Origin of the sequence: Halomonas halodenitrificans DSM 735, from assembly GCF_000620045.1 — a bacterium.
In the GTDB taxonomy this organism is placed as follows: Bacteria; Pseudomonadota; Gammaproteobacteria; order Pseudomonadales; family Halomonadaceae; genus Halomonas; species Halomonas halodenitrificans.
In genome coordinates, this window is the sequence record NZ_JHVH01000021.1 from 35810 (window position 1) to 57732 (window position 21923).

At 66.6% G+C, this 21923-nt stretch carries 24 protein-coding genes; 15 read left to right on the forward strand and 9 right to left on the reverse strand.

Annotated features, from left to right (window positions below):
- Positions 1-16: 16 nt before the first annotated feature.
- Both Q358_RS0110695 and Q358_RS0110700 read right to left on the reverse strand, forming a co-directional pair.
- Positions 17-2365, reverse strand: coding sequence for an AsmA family protein (locus Q358_RS0110695; protein ID WP_027962017.1), 2349 nt, complete (start codon positions 2363-2365; stop codon positions 17-19).
- On the reverse strand, positions 2362-2823 hold the full coding sequence (locus tag Q358_RS0110700) for an acetyl-CoA sensor PanZ family protein (protein WP_027962018.1): 462 nt from the start codon (positions 2821-2823) through the stop codon (positions 2362-2364). The genes Q358_RS0110695 and Q358_RS0110700 overlap by 4 nt, the downstream gene beginning before the upstream one ends.
- A gap of 188 nt (positions 2824-3011) precedes the next feature.
- Here Q358_RS0110700 and hisB point away from each other — a divergent pair, with 188 nt between their 5' ends.
- Genes hisB through hisF form a run of 4 tightly spaced genes read left to right on the forward strand, consistent with a single transcriptional unit; the run spans position 3012 to position 5829 of the window.
- Positions 3012-3605 carry an imidazoleglycerol-phosphate dehydratase HisB gene (hisB, locus tag Q358_RS0110705; protein ID WP_027962019.1) on the forward strand — a complete coding sequence of 198 codons (594 nt, stop codon included), beginning with the start codon at positions 3012-3014 and terminating at the stop codon, positions 3603-3605.
- Positions 3606-3636: 31 nt separating this feature from the next.
- Positions 3637-4278: an imidazole glycerol phosphate synthase subunit HisH gene (gene hisH, locus Q358_RS0110710; protein ID WP_027962020.1), complete on the forward strand. Its 642-nt coding sequence runs from the start codon at positions 3637-3639 to the stop codon at positions 4276-4278.
- Positions 4279-4306: 28 nt separating this feature from the next.
- A complete protein-coding gene (gene hisA, locus Q358_RS0110715; protein ID WP_027962021.1) occupies positions 4307-5053 on the forward strand; it encodes a 1-(5-phosphoribosyl)-5-[(5-phosphoribosylamino)methylideneamino]imidazole-4-carboxamide isomerase in 747 nt (248 codons plus the stop codon).
- 2 nt (positions 5054-5055) lie between these two features.
- Positions 5056-5829, forward strand: coding sequence for an imidazole glycerol phosphate synthase subunit HisF (hisF, locus tag Q358_RS0110720; RefSeq protein WP_027962022.1), 774 nt, complete (start codon positions 5056-5058; stop codon positions 5827-5829).
- A gap of 9 nt (positions 5830-5838) precedes the next feature.
- On the opposite strand, the gene Q358_RS0110725 is transcribed toward hisF, so the two are convergent.
- The 6 genes from Q358_RS0110725 to Q358_RS0110750 form a co-directional block, all read right to left on the reverse strand.
- Positions 5839-6420: a YjaG family protein gene (locus tag Q358_RS0110725; RefSeq protein WP_027962023.1), complete on the reverse strand. Its 582-nt coding sequence runs from the start codon at positions 6418-6420 to the stop codon at positions 5839-5841.
- A 73-nt stretch (positions 6421-6493) separates the two neighbouring features.
- Complete coding sequence (locus tag Q358_RS0110730) at positions 6494-6802, reverse strand: MGMT family protein (RefSeq protein WP_425402550.1); 309 nt, start codon at positions 6800-6802, stop codon at positions 6494-6496.
- A 20-nt stretch (positions 6803-6822) separates the two neighbouring features.
- Positions 6823-7917 carry a tRNA 2-selenouridine(34) synthase MnmH gene (gene mnmH, locus Q358_RS0110735; protein ID WP_027962025.1) on the reverse strand — a complete coding sequence of 365 codons (1095 nt, stop codon included), beginning with the start codon at positions 7915-7917 and terminating at the stop codon, positions 6823-6825.
- A 49-nt stretch (positions 7918-7966) separates the two neighbouring features.
- Positions 7967-9346, reverse strand: a complete 1380-nt coding sequence (radA, locus tag Q358_RS0110740) for a DNA repair protein RadA (protein ID WP_027962026.1) — start codon at positions 9344-9346, stop codon at positions 7967-7969.
- 90 nt (positions 9347-9436) lie between these two features.
- A complete protein-coding gene (locus Q358_RS0110745) occupies positions 9437-9886 on the reverse strand; it encodes a copper resistance protein NlpE N-terminal domain-containing protein (protein WP_027962027.1) in 450 nt (149 codons plus the stop codon).
- Between the two features lie 97 nt (positions 9887-9983).
- A complete protein-coding gene (locus Q358_RS0110750; protein ID WP_027962028.1) occupies positions 9984-10883 on the reverse strand; it encodes an AEC family transporter in 900 nt (299 codons plus the stop codon).
- A 110-nt stretch (positions 10884-10993) separates the two neighbouring features.
- On the opposite strand from Q358_RS0110750, the gene hisC reads away from it, so the two are divergent.
- Complete coding sequence (gene hisC / locus Q358_RS0110755; RefSeq protein ID WP_027962029.1) at positions 10994-12058, forward strand: histidinol-phosphate transaminase; 1065 nt, start codon at positions 10994-10996, stop codon at positions 12056-12058.
- 68 nt (positions 12059-12126) lie between these two features.
- On the opposite strand, the gene Q358_RS0110760 is transcribed toward hisC, so the two are convergent.
- Entirely contained in the window at positions 12127-12921 is a 795-nt protein-coding gene (locus Q358_RS0110760) for an inositol monophosphatase family protein (RefSeq protein WP_027962030.1), read from the reverse strand.
- 157 nt (positions 12922-13078) lie between these two features.
- Between Q358_RS0110760 and trmJ the strand changes: the two genes are divergently transcribed.
- The 10 genes from trmJ (at position 13079) to ispG (ending at position 21910) form a co-directional block, all read left to right on the forward strand.
- Positions 13079-13843: a tRNA (cytosine(32)/uridine(32)-2'-O)-methyltransferase TrmJ gene (trmJ, locus tag Q358_RS0110765; RefSeq protein ID WP_027962031.1), complete on the forward strand. Its 765-nt coding sequence runs from the start codon at positions 13079-13081 to the stop codon at positions 13841-13843.
- Positions 13844-14044: 201 nt separating this feature from the next.
- On the forward strand, positions 14045-14902 hold the full coding sequence (gene cysE, locus Q358_RS0110775; protein WP_027962032.1) for a serine O-acetyltransferase: 858 nt from the start codon (positions 14045-14047) through the stop codon (positions 14900-14902).
- Positions 14903-14998: 96 nt separating this feature from the next.
- The gene (locus Q358_RS0110780; RefSeq protein WP_027962033.1) at positions 14999-15469 is read left to right on the forward strand and encodes a Fe-S cluster assembly transcription factor; all 471 of its coding nucleotides are present in this window, start codon (positions 14999-15001) and stop codon (positions 15467-15469) included.
- A 32-nt stretch (positions 15470-15501) separates the two neighbouring features.
- Positions 15502-16659, forward strand: a complete 1158-nt coding sequence (locus tag Q358_RS0110785) for an aminotransferase class V-fold PLP-dependent enzyme (protein ID WP_027962034.1) — start codon at positions 15502-15504, stop codon at positions 16657-16659.
- A 54-nt stretch (positions 16660-16713) separates the two neighbouring features.
- Positions 16714-17040, forward strand: coding sequence for a HesB/IscA family protein (locus Q358_RS0110790; protein WP_027962035.1), 327 nt, complete (start codon positions 16714-16716; stop codon positions 17038-17040).
- Positions 17041-17239: 199 nt separating this feature from the next.
- Positions 17240-17665 carry a nucleoside-diphosphate kinase gene (gene ndk, locus Q358_RS0110795; RefSeq protein WP_027962036.1) on the forward strand — a complete coding sequence of 142 codons (426 nt, stop codon included), beginning with the start codon at positions 17240-17242 and terminating at the stop codon, positions 17663-17665.
- A gap of 69 nt (positions 17666-17734) precedes the next feature.
- Positions 17735-18862, forward strand: a complete 1128-nt coding sequence (gene rlmN / locus Q358_RS0110800; RefSeq protein ID WP_027962037.1) for a dual-specificity RNA methyltransferase RlmN — start codon at positions 17735-17737, stop codon at positions 18860-18862.
- Positions 18863-18983: 121 nt separating this feature from the next.
- Complete coding sequence (gene pilW / locus Q358_RS0110805; protein WP_043488127.1) at positions 18984-19733, forward strand: type IV pilus biogenesis/stability protein PilW; 750 nt, start codon at positions 18984-18986, stop codon at positions 19731-19733.
- A 31-nt stretch (positions 19734-19764) separates the two neighbouring features.
- Positions 19765-20784: a RodZ domain-containing protein gene (locus Q358_RS0110810; protein WP_027962039.1), complete on the forward strand. Its 1020-nt coding sequence runs from the start codon at positions 19765-19767 to the stop codon at positions 20782-20784.
- 10 nt (positions 20785-20794) lie between these two features.
- A complete protein-coding gene (ispG, locus tag Q358_RS0110815; protein WP_027962040.1) occupies positions 20795-21910 on the forward strand; it encodes a flavodoxin-dependent (E)-4-hydroxy-3-methylbut-2-enyl-diphosphate synthase in 1116 nt (371 codons plus the stop codon).
- The last annotated feature ends 13 nt before the right edge of the window (positions 21911-21923 follow it).

Below are 21923 nucleotides of genomic sequence, written 5' to 3' on the forward strand. Positions count from 1 at the left end.
CAAGCGTCGGTCCCGCTCATTCAAAGAGGCCCTTCAGGGCATCACGAATCTGCCCACCGGTCTCTTCTCCGACGCTTTCCTCGAGCTTGTCGAGGGCGCCCTCCAGGCGCTGCTCCACTTCGTCACCGGCCCGGCTGCCTATTTCTTCGCGCAGAGCGTCACCGATGGCGGCCTGGAAGCCTTCGCGGTCGAAGCGGCACCACTCGGCGCTGTCACCGGCGAGACGTCCCTCGCAACGAACCGGCAGGGGCAGGCGCTCGAGATGCGGATTGACCTCACAGGCCGCATCGGCGGTATCCACCACCCGTGCCGCGGCACGCAGGTCGAAGCGCTCGCTGGTCAGGTCGAGGCTGCCCTCGCCACCGATGTCGATACCCGGCAGGGTAACGGCGATATCATCGCTTTCCACCACGCCGTCGCGCACCTTGAACGTTGCCTCGGCATGCTCGAAGCGGGTCTCCGGCGCCCATTCGCGCTGGATCTTCTCGCCCTGCAGGGTTGCCACAGCACTACAGAGCTCCCGGGAGACATTGACATCAAGGATGGCACCATCACTCAGGCGCGTGTCGAGGCGCCCGTTGAGGCCACGCTTCATTGCCGGCCAGGTGTTGCCCCGGGTCGTCAGCTCCCCCTCGACAAAGGCGCGGCCGCGCAGCGGTGCTGGCTCATTATCCTCGCCCAGCGCCTCGAGCAGGGTGTCGACATGCACGCGCTCCAGGCGTGGCGACAGCCGCCAGGCAACGGGGTCTCCCGTCAGGTCCAGCTCACCCGTAGCGGCCAGGCTGCCTCCGTAGAAGGAGGACTCCAGCGATGTCAGCCGCTGCCGGCCGTCGCTACCCTCGAGCCGCAAGGAGACATCCCGAAAATCCAGGCCGGCCAGCTGCAGGCGGCTCAGGGCCAGGTTGCCGTCCAGCGCCAGCTCACGCAGCCACTCAACGGGCAGCAGCCCCTCGTCCTGCTGGGCATAGGCCCCCCGGATGCCGGGCAACCCGAGGCCAGCGGCGCCCGAGGCCTCCGGCGAGGAGGCTGGCAGGTAGGCGTCCAGATTCAGGCTGTCGCCCTGCAGATCGACCTCCAGGCCATGACCATCGAGATCCGCCGCCATCTGTCCAGTGAAGGTGCTGTCGTCCAGCACCAGGGTCATGCCGGTAAGGTTCACCCGTTCGAGATCACCCTCCAGAGGAGTCGTCAGCGCCACGTCGGACAGCGCCTCGGCGTCGGCCATCGTCGGCAGGCTATCGAAGCGTTCGAGCCACGGTCGCAGCGAGAGCGGGGCCAGGCGTAACTGACCATCATAGCGGGGGGCATCATAGAGGCCGGCCAGGTTGAGATTGCCCCTGAGACGGAGGCCGTCATCACCGCTCAGCGTCAGGTCGCGCAATTGGGCGCTGCCGGCGGCAAGGTCAGACTCCAGGGCAAATTCCATGACCAGGGAAAGCGGCTCCTCACCCAGCGCGGCATGCTCCAGTGTCGCCTTCAGCGTGCCGGGCTCCAGGCGCAGATGCTGATCCGTCATATCGACCACCAGGCGCTGGCCGTTCAGTTCCAGCTGCTGTGGGCTCTTCAGGCCCGCCAGCCGATTGCTGGTCACCAGGGAAAGGTCCTCCAGGGCATAGCGGCGCTCGGCCAGGTCCATGGCGAGGCGTCCTTCCAGGGTGACGTCACTGGCCACTTGCGGCACGGTGTCACCGGCGCCCGCAGGCGTATCATGGCCAAGCAGCTGGAAGCTCGCCGAGAAGGGAAAGGGCTGTCGAGGATTGACGTTGCGCCCGGAAACGGAGAGCCCCTTGAGATGCAGCGAATGGCCGACGGCATGATCGGCGTAGCTGACCTCACCGTCCTTGACCTCCACGCTGGCGATATTGAACGCCACCGAGGGTCCGCTGTCACCGCCGGGCACCGGCGCCGCCGAGGCACCGACCGGCGCCGGCAACTTCTCGTCACCGGCGGCCAGCCGCTCTATCAGCGCCTCCCAGTTACCGCGACCACTCTCATCCCGGGACAGATTGAGACGCAGACCGTCCAGGGTCATGCCATCGATGGCCACCTCGCCACGCAGCAGCGACGTGAAGGCCAGGCTGACTTCGGCACGCCGAAAGGCCATGAAGGGCACGTCATCGTCGACCGACTGCTCAGGTAGCCAGGCATCCGCCTTCTCCACGCCGACGCCCAGCCGCGGATAGAGCGACCAGGAGATCGGCCCTTCGAGGGCGAGGGTCAGCCCGGTCTGCTCCTGAACGACATTCTCCAGCTGGGGCTTGAGGTCTTCGGGGTCGAGGAAGGTGGTAACGTAAATCACGGCGCCCACGGCCAACACGGCGAGGATGCCGATGGCGGCCAGTAAAGTGCTCAGCAGACGCTTCATTGCGGCGCCTCCGGGGAATGGCCAGCCGGCAGGACGAGCTCATAGTGGTCACCGCTGCGGTCGAGGCGATAGCCGAGCCGCGCGAGCATCATCTGATCGGCCATCTGCAGCTGGGACGCCTCCGCGCGCAGCGGCCTGCCATCGGCACCCGCGGCCTCGGCGACCAGCGTCAACAGGCGTGAACCGACGCCCCGGCGGCGTGTCGGCTCGCGTACGCAGAAGTGCGATAGCCACCAGGCGTCTCCATCGTCGCGCAAGGCCACGGCACCGATCAGGCGATCATTGAAGCGCGCGCAGAGAAATGTCCCTCCCGAGGCCAAATGCTCCTCGATGAAGACATCCGGGGGGAAGGGAAGACGCTCGGCGGGAGCATCGGCATAGATTCGGGCGAGGTCGGTTCGGGCCTGGGCGTCAGCGTCACAGGCGCTCCGGTCGACGGGGTACAGTGTCACCGGCATAGATGGATCTCCTGGGCCGGGGCGGCGTGAGTCGCCGCCGCGCGATGGGGCATTGTAGCGGATGGGGTCGGCGATTCTCTATAATGGCAGTTTTCCGGTCGCAGGCGCGCCCTGCTACCGCCCCGTTTCTGCGGGCCGCCACTACCGGCCGCCCGCCTCGAATGCGCCCAGGCGCTGGAGTTGCCTCAATGTCCGAGCGTATCGCCACGGTCAGCCGTGACACCCAGGAAACCCGCATCAGTGTCAGCGTCAATCTCGACGGAAGCGGCAAGTTGACCTGCGAGACCGGCGTCCCCTTCCTCGACCATATGCTCGACCAGGTGGCCCGCCATGGCCTGATCGACCTCGACATCAAGGCCGAGGGCGATCTGCATATCGATGACCATCACACCGTCGAGGACCTCGGCATCACCCTCGGCCAGGCCTTCGCCCGGGCCATTGGCGACAAGCGTGGCATCCGTCGCTACGGCCACGCCTATGTGCCGCTCGACGAGGCCCTCTCCCGGGTGGTGGTCGACTTCTCCGGCCGCGCCGGCCTGTTCATGGACGTGGCGTTCACCCGCGCCGCCGTGGGCAGCCTGGATACCCAGCTGTTCTGGGAGTTCTTCCAGGGCTTCGTCAACCATGCCATGGTCACCCTGCACATCGACAACCTGAAGGGCTTCAACGCCCACCACCAGGCGGAGACCATCTTCAAGGCCTTCGGCCGGGCCCTGCGCATGGCCCTGGAGACCGACCCCCGCATGGCCGGCCAGATGCCCTCCACCAAGGGCAGCCTGTGAACCTGCTAGACGACCCCACGAGGAGCGCCCCATGACCATTGCCGTCATCGATTACGGAATGGGCAACCTGCATTCCGTCGCCAAGGCACTGGAGCACGTCACCCACGAGAACGTGGTGATCACCCGCGATCCGCGTCGCATCCTCGGCGCCACCCGCCTGGTACTACCGGGCCAGGGGGCCATTCGCGACTGCATCGGTGAGCTGGAAAAGACCGAGCTGCGTGGCCTGGTGGAGGAGCTCCTCACCAGCCAGGAAAAGCCGCTGCTGGGCATCTGCGTGGGCCAGCAGATGCTCCTCGATCACAGCGAAGAGAACGGCGGCATCGACTGTCTGGGCTTCCTCGGCGGCGAGGTAAGGCGCTTCCCCACCGATATGCGTGATGACCTGGGGCAGCGCCTCAAGGTCCCCCACATGGGCTGGAATCTGGTGCACCAGCAGCGCGAGCATCCGCTCTGGGAGGGCATCGACCAGGACGAGCACTTCTACTTCGTGCACGGCTACTATGTCACGGCCAGCGATGAGGCCACGGTGTTCGGCACCATCGACTACGGCCGAACCCAGGCCCATGTGGCCATCGGCCGCGATGCCACCTTCGCCGTGCAGTTCCACCCCGAGAAGAGCTCCCGGGCCGGCCTCAGGCTGCTCGAGAACTTTATTAACTGGGCGCCCTGAACCGCGCCGGGATCAACAGGACACTGACATGCTGGTAATTCCCGCTATCGACCTCAAGGACGGCCAGTGCGTACGCCTCAAGCAGGGCCGCATGGACGACTCCACCACCTATGGTGACGACCCGGTGGCCATGGCCGAGCGCTGGGTCGCCGCCGGCGCCCGGCGCCTGCACCTGGTGGATCTCAACGGCGCCTTCGAGGGCAAGCCGGTCAATGGCGATGCCGTCACCGCCATCGCCCGACGCTACCCAGAGCTGCCGATCCAGATCGGCGGCGGCATCCGCTCCGCCGAGACCATCGAGCACTATCTCGCCGCCGGGGTCAGCCATGTGATCATCGGCACCAAGGCGGTCAAGGAACCCGACTTCGTCGGCGAGATGTGCCGCGCCTTCCCCGGCCATGTGATCGTCGGCCTGGACGCCCATGACGGCTACGTGGCCACCGACGGCTGGGCCGAGGTCTCCGAGGTGAAGGCCGTCGACCTGGCGAAGCGCTTCGCCGACGACGGGGTCTCGAGCATCGTCTACACCGATATCGCTCGAGACGGCATGCTGAATGGCGTCAACGTCGAGGCCACCGCGGCACTCGCCCGGGATGGCGGCCTGCCGGTGATCGCCTCGGGCGGGGTCACCAACCTCGACGACCTGCGCGCCCTGGTGGCCGCCCAGGAGCCGGGCATTCTCGGCGCCATCACCGGGCGCGCCATCTACGAGAACACCCTGGACCTGGCCGAAGGCCAGCGACTGTGCGATGAACTCGCCGCCAACGGGAGCTGAACATGGGACTCGCCAAACGCATCATCCCCTGCCTCGACGTCGATGCCGGTCGCGTGGTCAAGGGCGTCAACTTCATCGGCATCCGCGACGCCGGCGACCCGGTGGAGATCGCCCAGCGCTACAATCAGCAGGGCGCCGACGAGATCACCTTCCTCGATATCACGGCCAGCCACGAGAATCGTGACACCACCGTGGAGATGGTCGAGCGCATCGCCGGCGAGGTCTTCATCCCGCTGACCGTGGGCGGCGGCATCCGCACCTGCGACGATATCCGCACCATGCTCAACGCCGGTGCCGACAAGGTCTCCATCAACACCGCGGCGGTCACCAATCCCGAGTTCGTGCGCGAGGCCAGCGAGCGTTTCGGGAGCCAGTGCATCGTGGTGGCCATCGATGCCAAGAGGGTCTCCGCCGAGGGCGAGACGCCACGCTGGGAGATCTTTACCCATGGCGGACGCCGTCCCACCGGCCTGGACGCCGTGGAGTGGGCCAGGAAGATGGTGGAATACGGTGCCGGCGAGCTGCTGCTGACCAGCATGGACCGCGATGGCACCAAGGTCGGCTTCGATCTGGGCGTCACCCGCGCCATCGCCGATGCCGTCAGCGTGCCGGTGATCGCCTCCGGGGGCGTCGGCAACCTCGACCACCTGGTAGAGGGAGTGCTCGACGGCGGCGCCGACGCGGTGCTCGCCGCCAGCATCTTTCACTTCGGCGAACACACCATCCCCGAGGCCAAGCGCTACATGGCCGAACGCGGCGTGGCTATGCGTCTGTGACCGCCGGCGTCAGTCGGCCGACAGGCCGAGGTTGCTGACGCCGTCGTTGTACCCCAGCCGACGCAGTGCCTTGAGGGCGTCGCGATCCAGCGCGCCCTCCTCCACCGCCTCCAGCACGGCATCCTGGAAGTCATTCTCGTCTGCCATCAGCGGGTGCTCACGCACCAGGACCGCCAGGCGCTCGCCGTCGTCCTCGCCCTCGGTCAGTTCGATAAAGGCACGCACGCCACTCCGCGAGGCGCGGCTCACCTCCAGCACCGCCTCCGGCGCCTCCCCCTGCAGGGTATCGAGCAGCGCCGACGGCGCCGCCACCGCCTCGGTGGCACGCCGGGCCCCGAAGCTGTCGTCGTCTTCCCGCGGTGCCAGCTCGGCCAGCTTCTCGGCCTGGCGCTCGAAGTCGATCTTCGCCCCGGCAATGGCCAGCCGCTCCCAGACCAGATCGAGAATCGCGCGCAGCCCGGCCGGGTTGCCCTGCCCGCCCGTCTGGGCATGGAGCGCATAGTTGGGCAGCAACCGCTCGCACAGCGCCGCCATGAAGGCCTGCTGACGGCGCGGCTCGAGGGCCTGCAGGCGCTGAAAGAAACCGCTCATGGGCTCTCCTTGGAATGTACTGTCAAAACCTCGCTGAATCACGAGGGGCGTCGGGGGCGGATCGCCATATGATTCACGGCCACATGCGCTCCACGGGAGCACGGCCGCGGGCATCCAGCAGTACCCCCTCGGCGGCCAGGCGCTCGCGCTGCTCGGCAGCGCCGGGATGGTCGGCCAGCCGGCGCGAGGCGGTGATGATGCGATACCACGGCAACTCGTGCCCTTCGGGCAGGTCGCGCAGGGCCCGGGCCACCAGCCGCGGCGAGGCACCCTCGGCCATGGCGGCAATGCGCCCGTAGGTGGTCACCCGTCCCGGCGGGATCTCGGCAATCACGGTCAGGACCCGCTCTCGCCAGCTAGCCTGCATGCTGCCTCCGCTCATTCACCGGTTTCTCCATCGCGCTACCGCTGCTCCCTCGACCATTCCCGAACAAACACCAGGCAGCTATCCCAGTCGCCCACATGCAGGAAGTGGCCCGGTTCATGCTTTTCCAGCTGGTAGCGATACATGGGGTCATAGTATTCGGTCAGCAATGGCGCCAGCCACGCCTCGTGGGCTTGGGAATTGCCACGCTCATGCTCGCGAAAGGCCAGCGCCTGAAGCCGCTGCAATCGAGCCAGGCGGGCGCTGCCCAGGCGCTTGCGCAGCCTGGACAGGGCGCCCTCCAGCTGCTTGCGCATCAGGGCCCAGCCCAGCCATTCGCCGAACTGCCCACGATAGACCGCCCACAGCTCCTCGATATAGTCGCGGTGAATCTGGGCCAGGCGCCAATCCAGCGGCATCTCCACGCGCACCCGCGGAGCACGCCGCATGCCCTCCCAGAAGGCCTGGGGCAAGTTGGAGCCGCCGATATGGCGAGACTCATCCTCGATCACCACCGAGCCCGGCAGCGCCAGCAGACGCAACCCCATGGCGTGCTCGAAGTCGATCTGGCTCGGTGCCTGCAGCGGGTGGCGGCCGAAGGCGGAGCCCTTGTGGCGAGCACAGCCCTCCAGGTCCAGGCCGTTGTCGAGTGCCAGCACCAGGTCGGTCTTGGCGCAGCCGGTGAGCCCGCCCACCACCAGCAAGGGTTGCTCGGCGGCGGCATCGATGCGGGCACAGAGCGCTTGGCGCATCGCCTTCCAGCCGCCGCGGATGCGCGGCCGATCGATTCCCGCCTCGCCAAGCCAACGCTGGGCGATCTGGGAACGCAGCCCACCGCGAAAACAGTAGACGATGGCATCGGGATGACGCTCGAGCTCGGCCGTCCAGGCGGCCACTCGCGCCGCCTTCAGCTCGCCGCCGACCAGCCGCTCCCCCAGGGCGATGGCCGCCTCCTGGCCACGCTGCTTGTATTCGATGCCGACACGACGCCGCTCCTCGTCATCCATCAGCGGCAGGTTGACTGCCCCGGGCAGGGCCCCCTGGGCGAACTCCACGGGCGCGCGCACATCGATGAGGCGCCGCCCCTCGCTCAACAACGTCGGGTCAGGCTCGGCCAGTGGCAGTTCGCTCATCGCAGTCTCCTCGCAATCGATAGCGCGTATTCTACATCAGGGCCCCGACTCACAGGGCCTCGAGGGCATCGGCGAGCTTGTCCACCGCGACGACCTCCATGCCATCCGGTGCGCGCTTGGGGACATTGGCCCGCGGCACGATGGCACGGGTGAAGCCGTGCTTGGCGGCCTCGACGATACGTTCCTGGCCGCTGGGCACCGGGCGGATCTCGCCGGACAGCCCCACCTCGCCGAACACCACCAGCTCGCGGGGCAACGGGCGGCTCTGCAGGCTGGAGACCACCGCCAGCAGTACCGCCAGGTCGGCGCTGGTCTCCAGCACCTTGACCCCGCCCACCACGTTGAGGAAGACATCCTGGTCGCCGGTAAACAGGCCGCCGTGGCGGTGCAACACGGCGAGCAGCATCGCCAGGCGGTTTGCATCGAGGCCCACGGCGACACGCCGCGGGTTGCCCAGCGGCGAATCATCGAGCAGCGCTTGCACCTCCACCAGGATCGGCCGGGTCCCTTCCCACACCACCATCACCAGGCTGCCGGGGGCCTGCTCCTCGGGGCGTGACAGGAAAATGGCGCTGGGGTTCTTCACCTCCTTGAGGCCGTGTTCGAGCATGGCGAACACGCCCAGCTCATTGACCGCGCCGAAGCGATTCTTCTGGCCCCGCAGGGTGCGGAAGCGCGAGTCGGCACCGCCCTCCAGCAGCAGCGAGGCATCGATCATGTGTTCCAGCACCTTGGGCCCGGCGAGGCTGCCATCCTTGGTCACGTGGCCCACCAGCAGCAACACGGTATTGCTCTGCTTGGCGAAGCGGGTCAGGACCGCGGCGGACTCGCGTACCTGGGCCACCCCTCCCGGGGCGGAGGCGATATCCTCCAGGTGCATGGTCTGGATGGAGTCGATGATCAGGATCTCGGGGCGTTCACGCTCGGCTACCGCCAGCACCGTCTCGACGCTGGTCTCGGCCAGCATCTTCAGCCCCTGAGTCGGCAACTGCAGTCGATGGGCACGCATGGCCACCTGGGTGAGCGACTCCTCGCCGGTGACATAGAGCACGCCGCGGCCCTGAGCCAGCTTGCAGGCGGTCTGCAGCAGCAGGGTCGACTTGCCCGCCCCGGGATGGCCGCCCAACAGCACCGCCGAACCGGGCACCAGGCCGCCGCCCAGCACCCGGTCGAACTCGGCGAAGGTGGAAGAGAGCCTGGGTACCTCGCTGAGATCGACCTGGCCCAGGTCCACCACGTCGCGGGTCAGGGCACCCGCATAGCCGCCCCGCCCCGGGCTCCCGGCGGCCGCCGAGGCCCCCGGGCGCGTCGGGGCCAGGCGCACCTCGCTGAGAGTGTTCCATTCACGGCAGCTCGTGCACTGCCCCTGCCACTTGCGGTACTCGGCGCCGCACTCGGTACAGACGAAGGCGCTCTTTGCCTTGGCCATGGTGTCTCTCGTCGATGGATGGGTCGTAAAAACGGCAGGGGCGGCCAGAAGGCCGCCCCCATCGGATCACCCGACACGCTTGACGCGGGATTACCGACGCTTGAGCTGCAGCATCTCGCTGTTCTGGAAGCGACGACGCTCGGGGTCGATCAGCTCCAGGGTCTGGGGGTCGAGGCGCAGGAAGTAGTAAATCTGCCCTTCGCCATCGGGAGTGAGCTCATAGACGGTAGCCTCGGGCTGGTTGGCGGTGCCTGCCAACACCTCCCAGTTGCCGGCGTAAGTCTCGTCCGGGGGAGTCTGCGGATGGTTGCGATAGGAGGCACTCAGCTCGAAGGTGCGATCCGCGGCGGCGGCCTGCTCATCGCCCCGCATCAGCACATCGAGGTCGATACCATCACAGTTGCGGCACGGCAGCGTGCCCTGATAGCGCTCTTCGTCGGGTTCCACGGCGGTGCCATCCGGGCCACCCGCGGGTCCGGTGGCACAGCCGGCCAACAGCGCAAGCAAGGCCGATCCGGCAAGCAGGGTCCTGATTTGCATACATCTCCTCCTGGGCAGTGGTCATTGCACCGTGTGTACGGCCATCCGGGTCACAGCATAACCGCTGATACGGCCGACGCACAGCTCTGCGGCGCCATCAACCGCCGACACCAGCATGCACGTAGGCGAAGACCAGCGCCAGCACCCCCGGCATCACCACCAATGAGCCGAGGTTGCCGATCAGCACCAACGAGGCGACCTTGTGGGACTCCTGGCGGTACTGCTCGGCCACGAGATAGTTGAGGACCGCCGGCGGCAGGGCGGCGAAAACCCAGAGCCCCGCGGCCTGGAGGCCGTTGAGCTCGAGCAGCCAGACCAGCGGTGCGGCAAGCACCAGGCCCGACAGCGGACACAGCACGGCACCCAACAGGCCGACCTTCCAGTCCGAGAAGTCGACATCGAGCATGCGCACACCCAGCGCGAAGAGCAGCAGCGGAATGCAGACTTCGCCCAGCATATGCAGCGCTTCCAGTAGCCAACCGGGCAGCGCCACGCCAAGCAGGTTGACCGCCAGGCCGGCGAAGGTGGCAAGCACGATGGGCAGGCGCAGAATCCGCCACCACGAGGAGCCGGGGCTCAGCATCCACAGCCCCACCGTGAAATGCAGCAGCATCTCGACGATAAACAGCACCACCGCGGCGGGAAGTGCCGCCTCGCCGAAGGCCAGCAGCAGCAGTGGGATGCCCATATTGCCGGAATTGTTAAACATCATCGGCGGCAGGAAGGTCTTCACTTCCAGCCCCAGATACTTCACCAGCGGCCACAGCAGCAGCCCGGAACCCAGCACCACGACGGTCCCGCCCAGTGCCAACCCCATATACTCTTCCAGCGGCGCCTGACCATCGGCTAGTACGGCAAACACCAGCATGGGCACGAAGAGCTCCATGTTGAGGGTGTTGAGCGTGGTGATATCGGGATTGCGCAGGCGACCATAGAGAGTGCCGCATCCGGCAATCAAGAATACCGGCAGCAGTGTGGCAAGGATCTGAGTAGTCATCGCGACGTCACTGTCATCAGGAAACAAGGGGGCCCAGCCTAGCATGGCTTGCGCGGCCCGGCTGGGCGGGTCACCATGCCTGCATTCCCTCCATGATCCGAGCGAGAGCCATGAGCAAGTTCTGGAGCCCCGAGGTACGCGAACTGACGCCCTACATCCCCGGCGAGCAGCCCCGCGAGCAGTTGATCAAGCTGAATACCAACGAGAACCCCTACCCGCCGGCCCCGGGCGTCGGCAGCGTGCTGCGCGATTTCCCCAGCGACCATCTACGCCGCTACCCGGACCCCGAATCCTGGGCCCTGCGCGAGGCGCTGGCCGAAGAGCTCGGCGTCGAGCCCCGGCAGGTATTCGTGGGCAACGGGTCCGACGAGGTGCTGGCACTGGCCTTCCAGGCCTTCTTCCGGCAGGGCCTGCCGCTGGAGATGCCCGAGATCAGCTACAGCTTCTACCCGGTCTACTGCCGTCTCTACGGCATCGAGCGCCAGGCCCTGCCACTGGCCGCCGATTGGTCGGTGGACCTCGACGCCTTCTCTGCCACGGCCGGAGGCACCATCTTCGCCAACCCCAATGCCCCCACCGGCCACGGGCACACTCGTCAGGCCCTCGCCACCCTGCTCGAGCGAGTCACCGAATCGGTGGTACTGGTCGACGAGGCCTACGTGGACTTCGGTGGCGAGAGTGCGGTGCCGCTGGTGGAGCGCTTCCCCAACCTGCTGGTCACCGGCACCTTCTCCAAGTCGCGTAGCCTCGCTGGCCTGCGTCTCGGCTATGCGGTGGGTTCCAGGGAGCTGGTCGAAGGGCTGGAGCGGGTCAAGGACTCCTTCAACTCCTACCCCGTGGATAGCCTGGCCAGCGCCGTGGCCATCGCCTCCCTGGCCGATCGCGAACACTTCACCGCGTGCCGCGAGCAGGTGATCACCACCCGCGAGCGCACCCGCGACCGCCTCGAGCGGCTGGGCTTCGAGGCACTGCCCTCCCAGACCAACTTCCTGCTGGTGCGCCATCCCGAGCAGGATGCCGCTCAACTCTTCGTGGGGCTGCGCGAGCGCGGCATTTTGGTACGCCATTTCAATACCGAGGCGCTGCGCGACCATCTGCGCATCAGCATTGGCACCGAAGATGAAATGCAGAGCCTCGCCGAGACCCTGGAAATCCTCTGCCAGACGCCTGCCTGAGCCTTCGTCCATGAAAAAAGCCCCGCGACGCTCAGGCGTCGCGGGGCTTTTCATGGGATCATGCCGACTCAGAAATGCGGCTTGAGCTGCTTGACCAGGGCCTTGTAGAGGCGGGGGCCGGCGGCCATCAGTTGATCACCCGCTTCTACTCGGGGCTGACCATCCGGGGTACCCATCAACGCACCGGCCTCCTTGAGCAGCAGGCTGCCGACATGCAGATCCTGCTCCTCGAGGCCCAGCACGAAGGCGGCATCGGCGCGCCCGGAGGCCAGCTCGGCAAGATCGAGCAGACCACTGCCCGAGGCACGCTGCACCTCGACAAGCGGGCCCAGCTGCTGCGCCAGTGTCAGGTAGGCGGGCAGATAACGGTTGCGTAGTGCGGCATCGGGCAGCCCCATGGCGATGCGCGTACCGGTCACGGCATGCTTGCCGGGCACGCGGATACGCTTGCCGTTGTGCTGGGCACCGCGGCCACGGCTGGCCAGATACTCATCATCGCTGAAGGGACAGATCACCACCGCATGCTCCGCACGCCCCTTGACCAGGCAGACCAGCGACAGCGCGAAGCCGGGAGCGGCCACCTCGAGGTTCGAGTAGCCATGGAAGGGTTCGATGCGCCACAACACATCCTCCCCTTCGCCTTCACCCTCGCGGTGAGGCGTGAAACGACCGACGACACCATGCTGGGGGTAGCCGCGGGAGAGCTGACGCACGATCAGCGTCTCGGCATTGCGCGCGGCATCTTCCAGCAGGCGCTCGAGATTGTGTTCTTGATGAGAGTTCTCGATGCGCTCACGAATGCGCAGGAACTGTTCTCCAGCGCTGCGGGCGGCGCGCAGCGCGAATTGGACCATCGGATGCATGATCGGGCCTTGGGGAGTCGGTGGTGTTAAAGAACGGGACGTTCACTCGAAACGATGCCGCGAATCCTAGCAGAAGCGCCAGGGGCACGCCATCCACCACGACGCTCACATGCTAGACTGCGCCCCCTAAACTTTCTGCAGCCCCGGATCCTGACCCATGCTCGAGCGCATCCGAATCGTTTTGATCGGCACCAGCCATCCCGGCAATATCGGCGCCACCGCCCGCGCCATGCATAACATGGGCCTGAGCGACCTGAGCCTGGTCGCACCACGCTGCGAGCCGATTACCGCGGACAGCGTGTCTCGGGCCTCCGGTGCCGACCATGTGGTGCACGACGCCCGGGTGGTCGACACCCTCGAGGAGGCGGTCGCCGACTGCACCCTGACCGTGGGCGCCAGTGCCCGCTCGCGCACCCTGCCCTGGCCGATGCTCTCGCCTCGAGAGCTCGGCGACCGACTGCCTCAGGAGCTGGCCGGACCAGAGGCCCGAGTGGCACTGATATTCGGCCGGGAAGACAGCGGGCTGACCAATGCCGAGCTGCAGCGCTGCCATGCCCATGTGCATATTCCCACCAACCCGGACTTCAGTTCGCTCAATCTGGCCGCCGCGGTGCAGGTACTGGCCTACGAGTGCCGACAGGCCTGGCTGACGGCCGAGCCCGCCGCTGCCGACGAGGCTCTGGCCTGCGAACCGGCTCCCGACCTGGCCCTCGCCAGCCATGCCGAACTCGAACACTACTTCGCGCATCTGGAACGCACCCTGGTCGCCATCGGCTTCCATGACCCCGCCAAGCCTCGCCAGCTGATGGCGCGACTCCGCCGCTTTACCCTGCGTGCCCGCCCGGAACGCATGGAGCTCAACATCCTGCGCGGCATCCTCTCGGACACCGAAAAGCTCGCCCCGCCCCGCGAAAGGCGGTGACAGACACCCGATGCGCGCTAAAGGGATCAGGCAATTGTCGAAGGCAGGTGGCGCCGGGGCCAGCCCCAGGCAAGAGGGCCTTCCGGCAAGAACCCGGCGGAAAGTGCCCGGCTCGCCTTGAAGGCCCTCAACGACGCCCCCACACTGAAAAGACCATCCGCGGCGGCTGCCGCCCTGCCCTCCAAGCCCAAGGACCGCTGCATGTTTCAACGCCTGCGTGAGGACATCAACAGCGTTTTCGACCGCGACCCGGCGGCACGCAACTTCCTCGAAGTACTGACCAACTACCCGGGCCTGCACGCCCTGCTGATCCACCGCCTGAGCCATCGGCTGTGGCGCGCCAATCTGCGCTGGCTGGCGCGCAGCCTTTCCACCTTCTCGCGCTGGCTGACCGGCGTCGAGATCCATCCCGGTGCCACCATCGGTCGACGCTTCTTCATCGACCACGGCATGGGAGTGGTGATCGGCGAGACCGCCGAAGTGGGCAACGACGTCACCCTCTACCAGGGCGTGACCCTGGGAGGCACCAGCTGGAACAAGGGCAAGCGTCATCCCACCCTGGAAGATGGCGTGATCGTCGGCGCCGGCGCCAAGATACTGGGCCCCTTCAGCGTCGGCACCGGGGCCAAGATCGGCTCCAACGCCGTGATCACCAAGGAAGTCCCCGCCGAAGCCACCGTGGTGGGTATCCCCGGCAAGATCGTCAAGCGCGCGGAGCCAGATACCGCCGATGCCCCGGAAGTCGACCCCGAGCGCCGCGAGGCGATGCGGCGCAAGTTCGGCTTCGACGCCTACGGGGTCAGCGAGGACATGCCCGACCCGGTGGCACACTCCATCCAGGCGATGCTCGATCATATGCACGCCGTGGACGAGCGCCTCGAACGCATGTGCCAGACCCTGCGCAAGGTCGACGCCAGCTACCGTGTCGGCGAGCTGCCCGAGCTGCGTGACGAGGACTTCGCCGAGGTCCTCGACGACGCCTGCCGGATGCCGGAGAAGGCGCCGGAATCCGCCGAGTCGCGTGACAGGGGCGACGGAGACCGCGACGCAAATGGTTGACCGCGATGCTGGGTCTTTCCCATAATGATTGTTCGACCCGCGCTCCCCGAGGAGCCGAAGATGACTTAACGCCGCTCCGGCGACGCCGAGGACACCATGCGCCTGACCACCAAGGGACGCTACGCCGTCACCGCCATGCTCGACCTGGCGATGAACGCCCCCGGCGGGCCCATCTGTCTGGCCGATATCTCGCGCCGCCAGGAGATATCGCTCTCCTACCTGGAACAATTGTTCGCGCGCCTGCGCCGCGCCGGGCTGGTGGAGAGCGTTCGCGGTCCGGGCGGAGGATATCTGCTCGCCCAGACTCCGGATGCGATCTCGGTGGCCCGGGTGATCGATGCCGTGGACGAGTCCGTGGATGCTACCCGCTGCGGCGGCCTCTCCGACTGCCAGCAGGGCGATACCTGCCTCACCCACCACCTCTGGTATGAGCTGTCGGAACACATCCACGGCTTCCTCGACGGCGTCACCCTCGGCAAGCTGGCCGAACGTCAGGAAATTCAGCGGATCGCCAACCGTCAACGTCGTCGCCTCGATGGCGATAGCATCCTCGCCTCGGCGCCCTGATCGCCAGGCCGAACTCGAGACTTCCCGAGGCCATGACTACACCCGTTTATCTCGACTACGCCGCCACGACCCCCGTCGACCCCCGGGTTGCCGAACTGATGGCGAGCCACCTGACCCTCGATGGCATCTTCGCCAACCCTGCCTCGCGTAGCCACATGCTGGGCTGGCAGGCCGAACAGGCGGTGGAGAACGCCCGCCGCCAGGTGGCGGATCTGATCGGCGCCGACCCCCGCGAGATCGTCTGGACCAGCGGCGCCACCGAGGCCAACAACCTGGCCCTGACCGGCTTCTTGCGTGCCAACCGCCACCGTGGCCGTCACCTGATCACCTCCATCGTGGAACACAAGGCGGTGGTCGATACCGCCCATGCACTGGAGGACGAGGGCTTCGAGGTGACCTGGCTGACGCCGGGGCAAGACGGACGGATCAACCCGGCACAGCTGCGTGACGCGATGCGCGAGGACACCGCCCTGGTGTCGTTGATGGCGGTGAACAACGAACTGGGGGTCATCCACGACCTGGCGGCGCTGGCCGAGGTGGCCCACGCCGGCGGTGCCGCCTTCCACGTCGATGCCGCCCAGGCGGTCGGCCGGCTGGACCTGGACGCGCCGCAGCTCGGTATCGACCTGATGTCGCTATCCGGGCACAAGGCCTACGGTCCCAAGGGCGTCGGCGCCCTCTATGTCAGGCGTCATCCCGACATCCGCGTGGAAGCGTTGATTCACGGCGGCGGCCACGAGCGCGGCATGCGCTCCGGCACTCTGCCCACTCATCAGATCGTTGGCATGGGAAAGGCCTTCGCCATCGCCGACGCCGAGGGCGCGACCGATCAGGCACGCATCGAATCGCTGCGCAATCGACTGCTCGATGGCCTGGCCGACATCGGCGGCATCCATTGCAATACCGCCATGGAAACCGCCGTGCCCAATATCCTCAACCTGGCCTTCGAAGGCGTAGGGGGAGAATCACTATTGATGGCACTTCGCGACATCGCCCTTTCCACCGGCTCGGCCTGCAACTCGGCGAGCGTGGAACCGTCCTATGTACTGAAGGGCATCGGCCTGCCGCGAGCGCTGGCGCTCGCCTCGCTGCGCTTCAGCTTCGGACGCTTTACCACCGAGGCCGATATCGATCGGGCCCTGGAGGCACTGCGCCACGCCCTGATCGGCCTGCGCCGCCAGGTCAGCTGACACACTCAGCGACACCGGCGTCATCACCCTTGCCCACTCACAGGAGAGAGACCCATGGCGCACCTCACTATCACCGACGCTGCCGCCAAACAGATCCATCAGGTGCTTGACGAACGCGGCCAGGGCCTCGGCCTGCGCGTGTCGGTCAAGCCCAGCGGCTGCTCCGGCTACAGCTACGTGCTCGATTTCGCCGACGAAGCGGCCAATGACGACACCTGTTTCGAGGAACACGGCGTCAAGGTCTTCGTGGCACCCGATGCCCTGGAGATGCTCGACGGCAGCGAAGTGGATTACGTCAACGAGGGGCTCAATCGCTACTTCCGCTTCAACAACCCCAACGTCAAGGATGAGTGCGGCTGCGGCGAGAGCTTTTCTGTCTAACCTCACACCGGGACGACGATTGTTCAACGCCGCCCCGGGACGCTATAATCCCCGCCCAGTCGGCGCAGCGCCGCAGCGCCGCAGCGTCGTACGCCGAACCGCACCATCCGATTCGTCGCACTGCCCTGGCTTTTCACGAGCCTCTGGGCAGCGCGACGCTATCTCTCGATACCCTTTATCACCTACTGGAGACAAGCCCATGGCTACCCAGCGCACCCTGTCCATCATCAAGCCCGACGCCGTTGCCAAGAACGCCATCGGCGACATCATCTCACGCTTCGAGAAGGCCGGCCTCCAGGTCGTGGCCGCCAAGATGCTCAAGCTGGATGACGACAAGGCCGGCGGTTTCTATGCCGAGCACAAGGAGCGCCCCTTCTTCAAGGATCTGGTCGGCTTCATGACCTCAGGACCGGTGGTCGTGCAGGTGCTCGAAGGTGATGATGCCATCGCCAAGAACCGCGACCTGATGGGTGCCACCAACCCCAAGGAAGCCGCACCGGGCACCATCCGCGCCGATTTCGCGGAGACCATCGATGCCAACGCCGTGCACGGTTCCGACTCCCCCGAGTCCGCCGAGCGCGAGATCGCCTATTTCTTCGAGAGCAGCGAAATTTGCCCGCGTTGATCGAGGCCCCGGGCGGGGATTTGTCCCCGCCTCCCCTGCTCTCATTCCTTCCCCGACCCGCTGACCGCCATGACCGCTGAAACCGCACTCCAGAAGACCAACCTGCTCGGCATGTCCCGCCAGGAAATGGAAGCCTTCTTCCTCTCCATCGGCGAGAAGAAGTTCCGTGCCGCCCAGGTAATGAAGTGGATCCACCACGAGGGCAGCGATGACTTCGCGGGCATGACCAACCTCTCCAAGGCACTGCGCGAGAGGCTCGCCGACGTCGCCGAGATTCGCGGCCCCGGGGTAGTCTACGAGGGCACCTCCAGCGATGGCACCCGCAAGTGGGTCCTCGAGGTCGAGGATGGCAGCTATGTCGAAACGGTGCTGATCCCCGCCGACAACGGCAAGCGCCGGACCCTGTGCGTCTCTTCCCAGGTGGGCTGCTCGCTGGATTGCAGCTTCTGCTCCACCGGCAAGCAGGGCTTTCAGCGTAACCTCACCGCCGCCGAGATCATCGGCCAGGTGTGGGTGGCTCAACGTAGCGTGGGCCCACGCCGGGACACCGCCAACCGCCCCGTCACCAACGTGGTGATGATGGGCATGGGCGAGCCCTTGATGAATTACGCCAACGTCGTGCCGGCCATGAAGCTGATGCTCGAAGACGACGGCTATGGCCTCTCCAAGCGCCGCGTGACGCTCTCCACTTCCGGAGTGGTGCCGATGCTCGACAAGCTCGGCGACGAGCTCGACGTGAGCCTCGCCGTCTCGCTGCATGCCGCCAACGACGAGCTGCGCAACGAACTGGTACCGCTTAACCGCAAGTACAACATCCGCAGCCTGCTGGATGCCTGCCAGCGCTATCTGGCCAAGTGCCACGACACCCGCCAGGTAACCATCGAGTACACGGTGATCAAGGACGTCAACGACCAGCAGGAGCACGCCGAACAACTCGCCGCCCTGCTCGAGGAACTGCCGTGCAAGATCAACCTGATCCCGTTCAATCCCTTCCCGCACTCGGGCTACGAGAAGCCGTCGCGCAACCAGGTGATGCGCTTCCAGCAGTGGCTCTATGAACTGGGCTACACGGCGATGATCCGCTCCACCCGCGGTGACGACATCGATGCCGCCTGCGGCCAGCTGGTGGGCCGGGTGAAGGACCGCACCCGTCGGCACGAACGCTATATCAAGTCGATCCAGATCGACGCCGACTGAAGGGGCCCGCCTTGACTTCAACCGGGCACAACGCTTTGATGGGCAGGCCTTGCTTCCCCGCGGCTCCTGTCAGACCGCGGCACGCCGCCGGAGGGAGCCCGTTGACCCTCGGGAGGAGTTCATGACGCGCCGCCTGTGTCTGCCCGGAAGCGTATCGCTACCCCTGACCGCCTTGCTGGGCGGCCTGTGGCTGACCGGTTGTGCCACCCAGTCCCAGGGAGTTGCCGGCGGGGACAACGAAACCAGCCCCACCGCTGCCTACACCCAGCTCGGGGTAGCCTACCTGGAGCGCGACAACCTGAGGCGTGCCATGGGCGCACTGGATCGGGCCCTGGAGATATCTCCCGATGACCCCGAGGCGCTGCAGGCGATGGCCATGGTCTACCAGCGTCAGGGAGAGGCGTCACTGGCCGACGAGACCTTCCGTCGGGCACTGACGGAGGATTCCGACTTCACACGAGCCCGCAACAACTATGCGGCCTTCCTGTACGCGCGAGGCCACGTCGGCGAGGCCTGCGCACAGCTCGAGCGAGCCTCGACGGACACCCAATATCTCAATCGTGCCCAGCTGTTCACCAATCTCGGTCAGTGCCGTCGCGAGCTCGGGGAGCTGCAAGAGGCGCGCCAGAGCCTGCGCCGCGCCCAGGCGATCGACCCGCGTGCGCCACGCAGCTACTTCACCCTGGCCGACCTGGAGTACGCCGAGAACAACCTGACCCAGGCACGAACCCAGATCGAGGCCTTCATGCGCCTGGCTGGCCCCCGCCCCGAGGCGCTGCGCCTGGCCAGCGATATCGCCAGGGCCCAGGGCGACGGCGCCACCGCCGCCTTCTACACCCAGCAGCTGGAAGGGCGTGGCACCGCGCCCTGACCCGAGAACGCCACCGATAGGATGCGCCGCCATGAGCGAAACTCACGAACCGGATCCGTACGCTGACGCCACGGCCTCGCCCGGCGAACAGTTAAGGCGTGAACGCGAGAACCAGGCCCTGACCATTTCCGAAGTGGCCGGCGCGCTCAACCTGAGGCCGGCAGTGGTCCGCGGACTGGAGGAAGATGACTACGAGGAGGTGCCGATTGCCACCTACCGCCGGGGTTATCTGCGCGCCTATGCGCACCTGCTGGGCATCGAGGACACCCCGGTGCTGGAGGCCTATCGTGCTCGTTACGCCAGCCAGGATGCCGCCCAGCACAAGCTCGAGCCGGTACAGATCAGCAAGCCACCCTCACGCCTGGGAGCCTGGCTGTTTCGTCTCGTGTCCCTGCTGGTACTGGCCGGCCTGATCGGTCTGACCCTGATGTGGTGGCAGAGCCGTGGCGGGGCCGAGCCGCCGAGCATCGGCGATAGCGACCCGGTCGCCGTCGACCGTCTCGATGGCTCCGCGAGCGTGACCGAGCCCGAGACAGCGCCGGCCGCCACGGAGCCCGACGCTGCCGGGCCGGCTAACCTGCCACCACTGCCCGACGAGACGGCAGAGACGGCGTCCACCACTCGCCCCCCCGCCGAGGAAGTCGAGGAGGCCACCGACGGTAGCGATGCCGCCATGACGGCAGGCGGCGGCGACATCGCCGCGGCCGAGCCACGGGAAGAGACCGGTTCCCTCGCTGCCGGCGAGCGGAACGCAGACACCGAATCCGCCGCCGCCGACAACGGCGAGCCGGGTGCAACCCAGGCCGCTGCCGGCCGCCTGGCCTTCACCTTCAACGAACAGTCATGGACCGAAGTCTTCGACGCCACCAACCAGCGCGTTTTCGTCGGCCTGCAGGAACCCGGCACCACGGCCAGCGTCGAAGGCGAACCGCCCTTCCGCCTCACCGTGGGTAACGCCACCGGCGTCGAGCTGACCTGGCAAGGCGAAAGCGTAGACCTCGTCGAGCGCGCCGGTACCAATAACGTCGCCCGCTTCACTCTGGGAGAATAATTCCACCACCATGCACGCACAATCCCCTATCGTCCGTCGCCAGTCGCGCCAGATCCACGTCGGCAGGGTAGCCGTCGGGGGCGATGCCCCCATCTCGGTGCAGAGCATGACCAATACCGACACCCTCGACGTGGCCGCCACCGTGGCACAGATCCGTCAGCTGGAGGCCGCGGGCGCCGATATCGTCCGCGTCTCGGTCCCCGACATGGAGGCCGCCGAGGCCTTCGGCCGCATCAAGCGCGAGGTCGGTGTCCCCCTGGTTGCCGACATTCACTTCGACTACAAGATCGCCCTGCGCGTCGCCGAGCTGGGCGTTGACTGCCTGCGCATCAACCCCGGCAACATCGGCCGCGAGGATCGCGTGCGCGCCGTGGTCTCGGCGGCCCGCGACAACGGCATTCCGATCCGCATCGGCGTCAATGCCGGTTCGCTGGAGAAGGACCTGCAGAAGAAGTACGGCGAGCCCACGCCGGCGGCCCTGGTCGAGTCGGCCATGCGCCATATCGATCACCTGGACCGCCTCGACTTCCCCGACTTCAAGGTGAGCGTCAAGGCCTCCGATGTCTTCATGGCGGTCGCCGCCTATCGCGACCTGGCCACGCGCATCGAGCAGCCCCTGCACCTGGGCATTACCGAAGCCGGCGGACTGCGCTCGGGTACCGTCAAGTCCTCGATTGGCCTGGGCATGCTGCTGATGGACGGCATCGGCGATACCATCCGCGTATCGCTCGCCGCCGACCCGGTAGAGGAGATCAAGGTCGGCTTCGATATGCTCAAGAGCCTGCGCCTGCGTTCCAAGGGCATCAACTTCATTGCCTGCCCCAGCTGCTCACGCCAGAACTTCGACGTCATCGGCACCATGAATGCCCTGGAGGAACGCCTCGAGGACGTCATGACGCCCCTCGATGTCTCGGTGATCGGCTGTGTGGTCAACGGTCCGGGCGAGGCCAAGGAGACCGACATCGGTCTCACCGGCGGCTCGCCGGCCAACCTCGTCTATCTCGATGGCAAGCCGGCCTCCAAGCTGCGCAACGACCATCTGGTCGACGACCTCGAGCGACTGATCCGCGACAAGGTGCGCGAGAAGGAGCAGACCGAACAGGACGTGATTGCCCGCGACGCTTGAGTCGCCGGCACCC

Bases quoted from the DNA above. Each gene is read 5' to 3' on its own strand.
- Q358_RS0110695 (WP_027962017.1), bottom strand. From the start codon at position 2,365: ATGAAGCGTCTGCTGAGCACTTTACTGGCCGCCATCGGCATCCTCGCC.
- Q358_RS0110700 (WP_027962018.1), bottom strand. From the start codon at position 2,823: ATGCCGGTGACACTGTACCCCGTCGACCGGAGCGCCTGTGACGCTGAC.
- hisB (WP_027962019.1), top strand. From the start codon at position 3,012: ATGTCCGAGCGTATCGCCACGGTCAGCCGTGACACCCAGGAAACCCGC.
- hisH (WP_027962020.1), top strand. From the start codon at position 3,637: ATGACCATTGCCGTCATCGATTACGGAATGGGCAACCTGCATTCCGTC.
- hisA (WP_027962021.1), top strand. From the start codon at position 4,307: ATGCTGGTAATTCCCGCTATCGACCTCAAGGACGGCCAGTGCGTACGC.
- hisF (WP_027962022.1), top strand. From the start codon at position 5,056: ATGGGACTCGCCAAACGCATCATCCCCTGCCTCGACGTCGATGCCGGT.
- Q358_RS0110725 (WP_027962023.1), bottom strand. From the start codon at position 6,420: ATGAGCGGTTTCTTTCAGCGCCTGCAGGCCCTCGAGCCGCGCCGTCAG.
- Q358_RS0110730 (WP_425402550.1), bottom strand. From the start codon at position 6,802: ATGAGCGGAGGCAGCATGCAGGCTAGCTGGCGAGAGCGGGTCCTGACC.
- mnmH (WP_027962025.1), bottom strand. From the start codon at position 7,917: ATGAGCGAACTGCCACTGGCCGAGCCTGACCCGACGTTGTTGAGCGAG.
- radA (WP_027962026.1), bottom strand. From the start codon at position 9,346: ATGGCCAAGGCAAAGAGCGCCTTCGTCTGTACCGAGTGCGGCGCCGAG.
- Q358_RS0110745 (WP_027962027.1), bottom strand. From the start codon at position 9,886: ATGCAAATCAGGACCCTGCTTGCCGGATCGGCCTTGCTTGCGCTGTTG.
- Q358_RS0110750 (WP_027962028.1), bottom strand. From the start codon at position 10,883: ATGACTACTCAGATCCTTGCCACACTGCTGCCGGTATTCTTGATTGCC.
- hisC (WP_027962029.1), top strand. From the start codon at position 10,994: ATGAGCAAGTTCTGGAGCCCCGAGGTACGCGAACTGACGCCCTACATC.
- Q358_RS0110760 (WP_027962030.1), bottom strand. From the start codon at position 12,921: ATGCATCCGATGGTCCAATTCGCGCTGCGCGCCGCCCGCAGCGCTGGA.
- trmJ (WP_027962031.1), top strand. From the start codon at position 13,079: ATGCTCGAGCGCATCCGAATCGTTTTGATCGGCACCAGCCATCCCGGC.
- cysE (WP_027962032.1), top strand. From the start codon at position 14,045: ATGTTTCAACGCCTGCGTGAGGACATCAACAGCGTTTTCGACCGCGAC.
- Q358_RS0110780 (WP_027962033.1), top strand. From the start codon at position 14,999: ATGCGCCTGACCACCAAGGGACGCTACGCCGTCACCGCCATGCTCGAC.
- Q358_RS0110785 (WP_027962034.1), top strand. From the start codon at position 15,502: ATGACTACACCCGTTTATCTCGACTACGCCGCCACGACCCCCGTCGAC.
- Q358_RS0110790 (WP_027962035.1), top strand. From the start codon at position 16,714: ATGGCGCACCTCACTATCACCGACGCTGCCGCCAAACAGATCCATCAG.
- ndk (WP_027962036.1), top strand. From the start codon at position 17,240: ATGGCTACCCAGCGCACCCTGTCCATCATCAAGCCCGACGCCGTTGCC.
- rlmN (WP_027962037.1), top strand. From the start codon at position 17,735: ATGACCGCTGAAACCGCACTCCAGAAGACCAACCTGCTCGGCATGTCC.
- pilW (WP_043488127.1), top strand. From the start codon at position 18,984: ATGACGCGCCGCCTGTGTCTGCCCGGAAGCGTATCGCTACCCCTGACC.
- Q358_RS0110810 (WP_027962039.1), top strand. From the start codon at position 19,765: ATGAGCGAAACTCACGAACCGGATCCGTACGCTGACGCCACGGCCTCG.
- ispG (WP_027962040.1), top strand. From the start codon at position 20,795: ATGCACGCACAATCCCCTATCGTCCGTCGCCAGTCGCGCCAGATCCAC.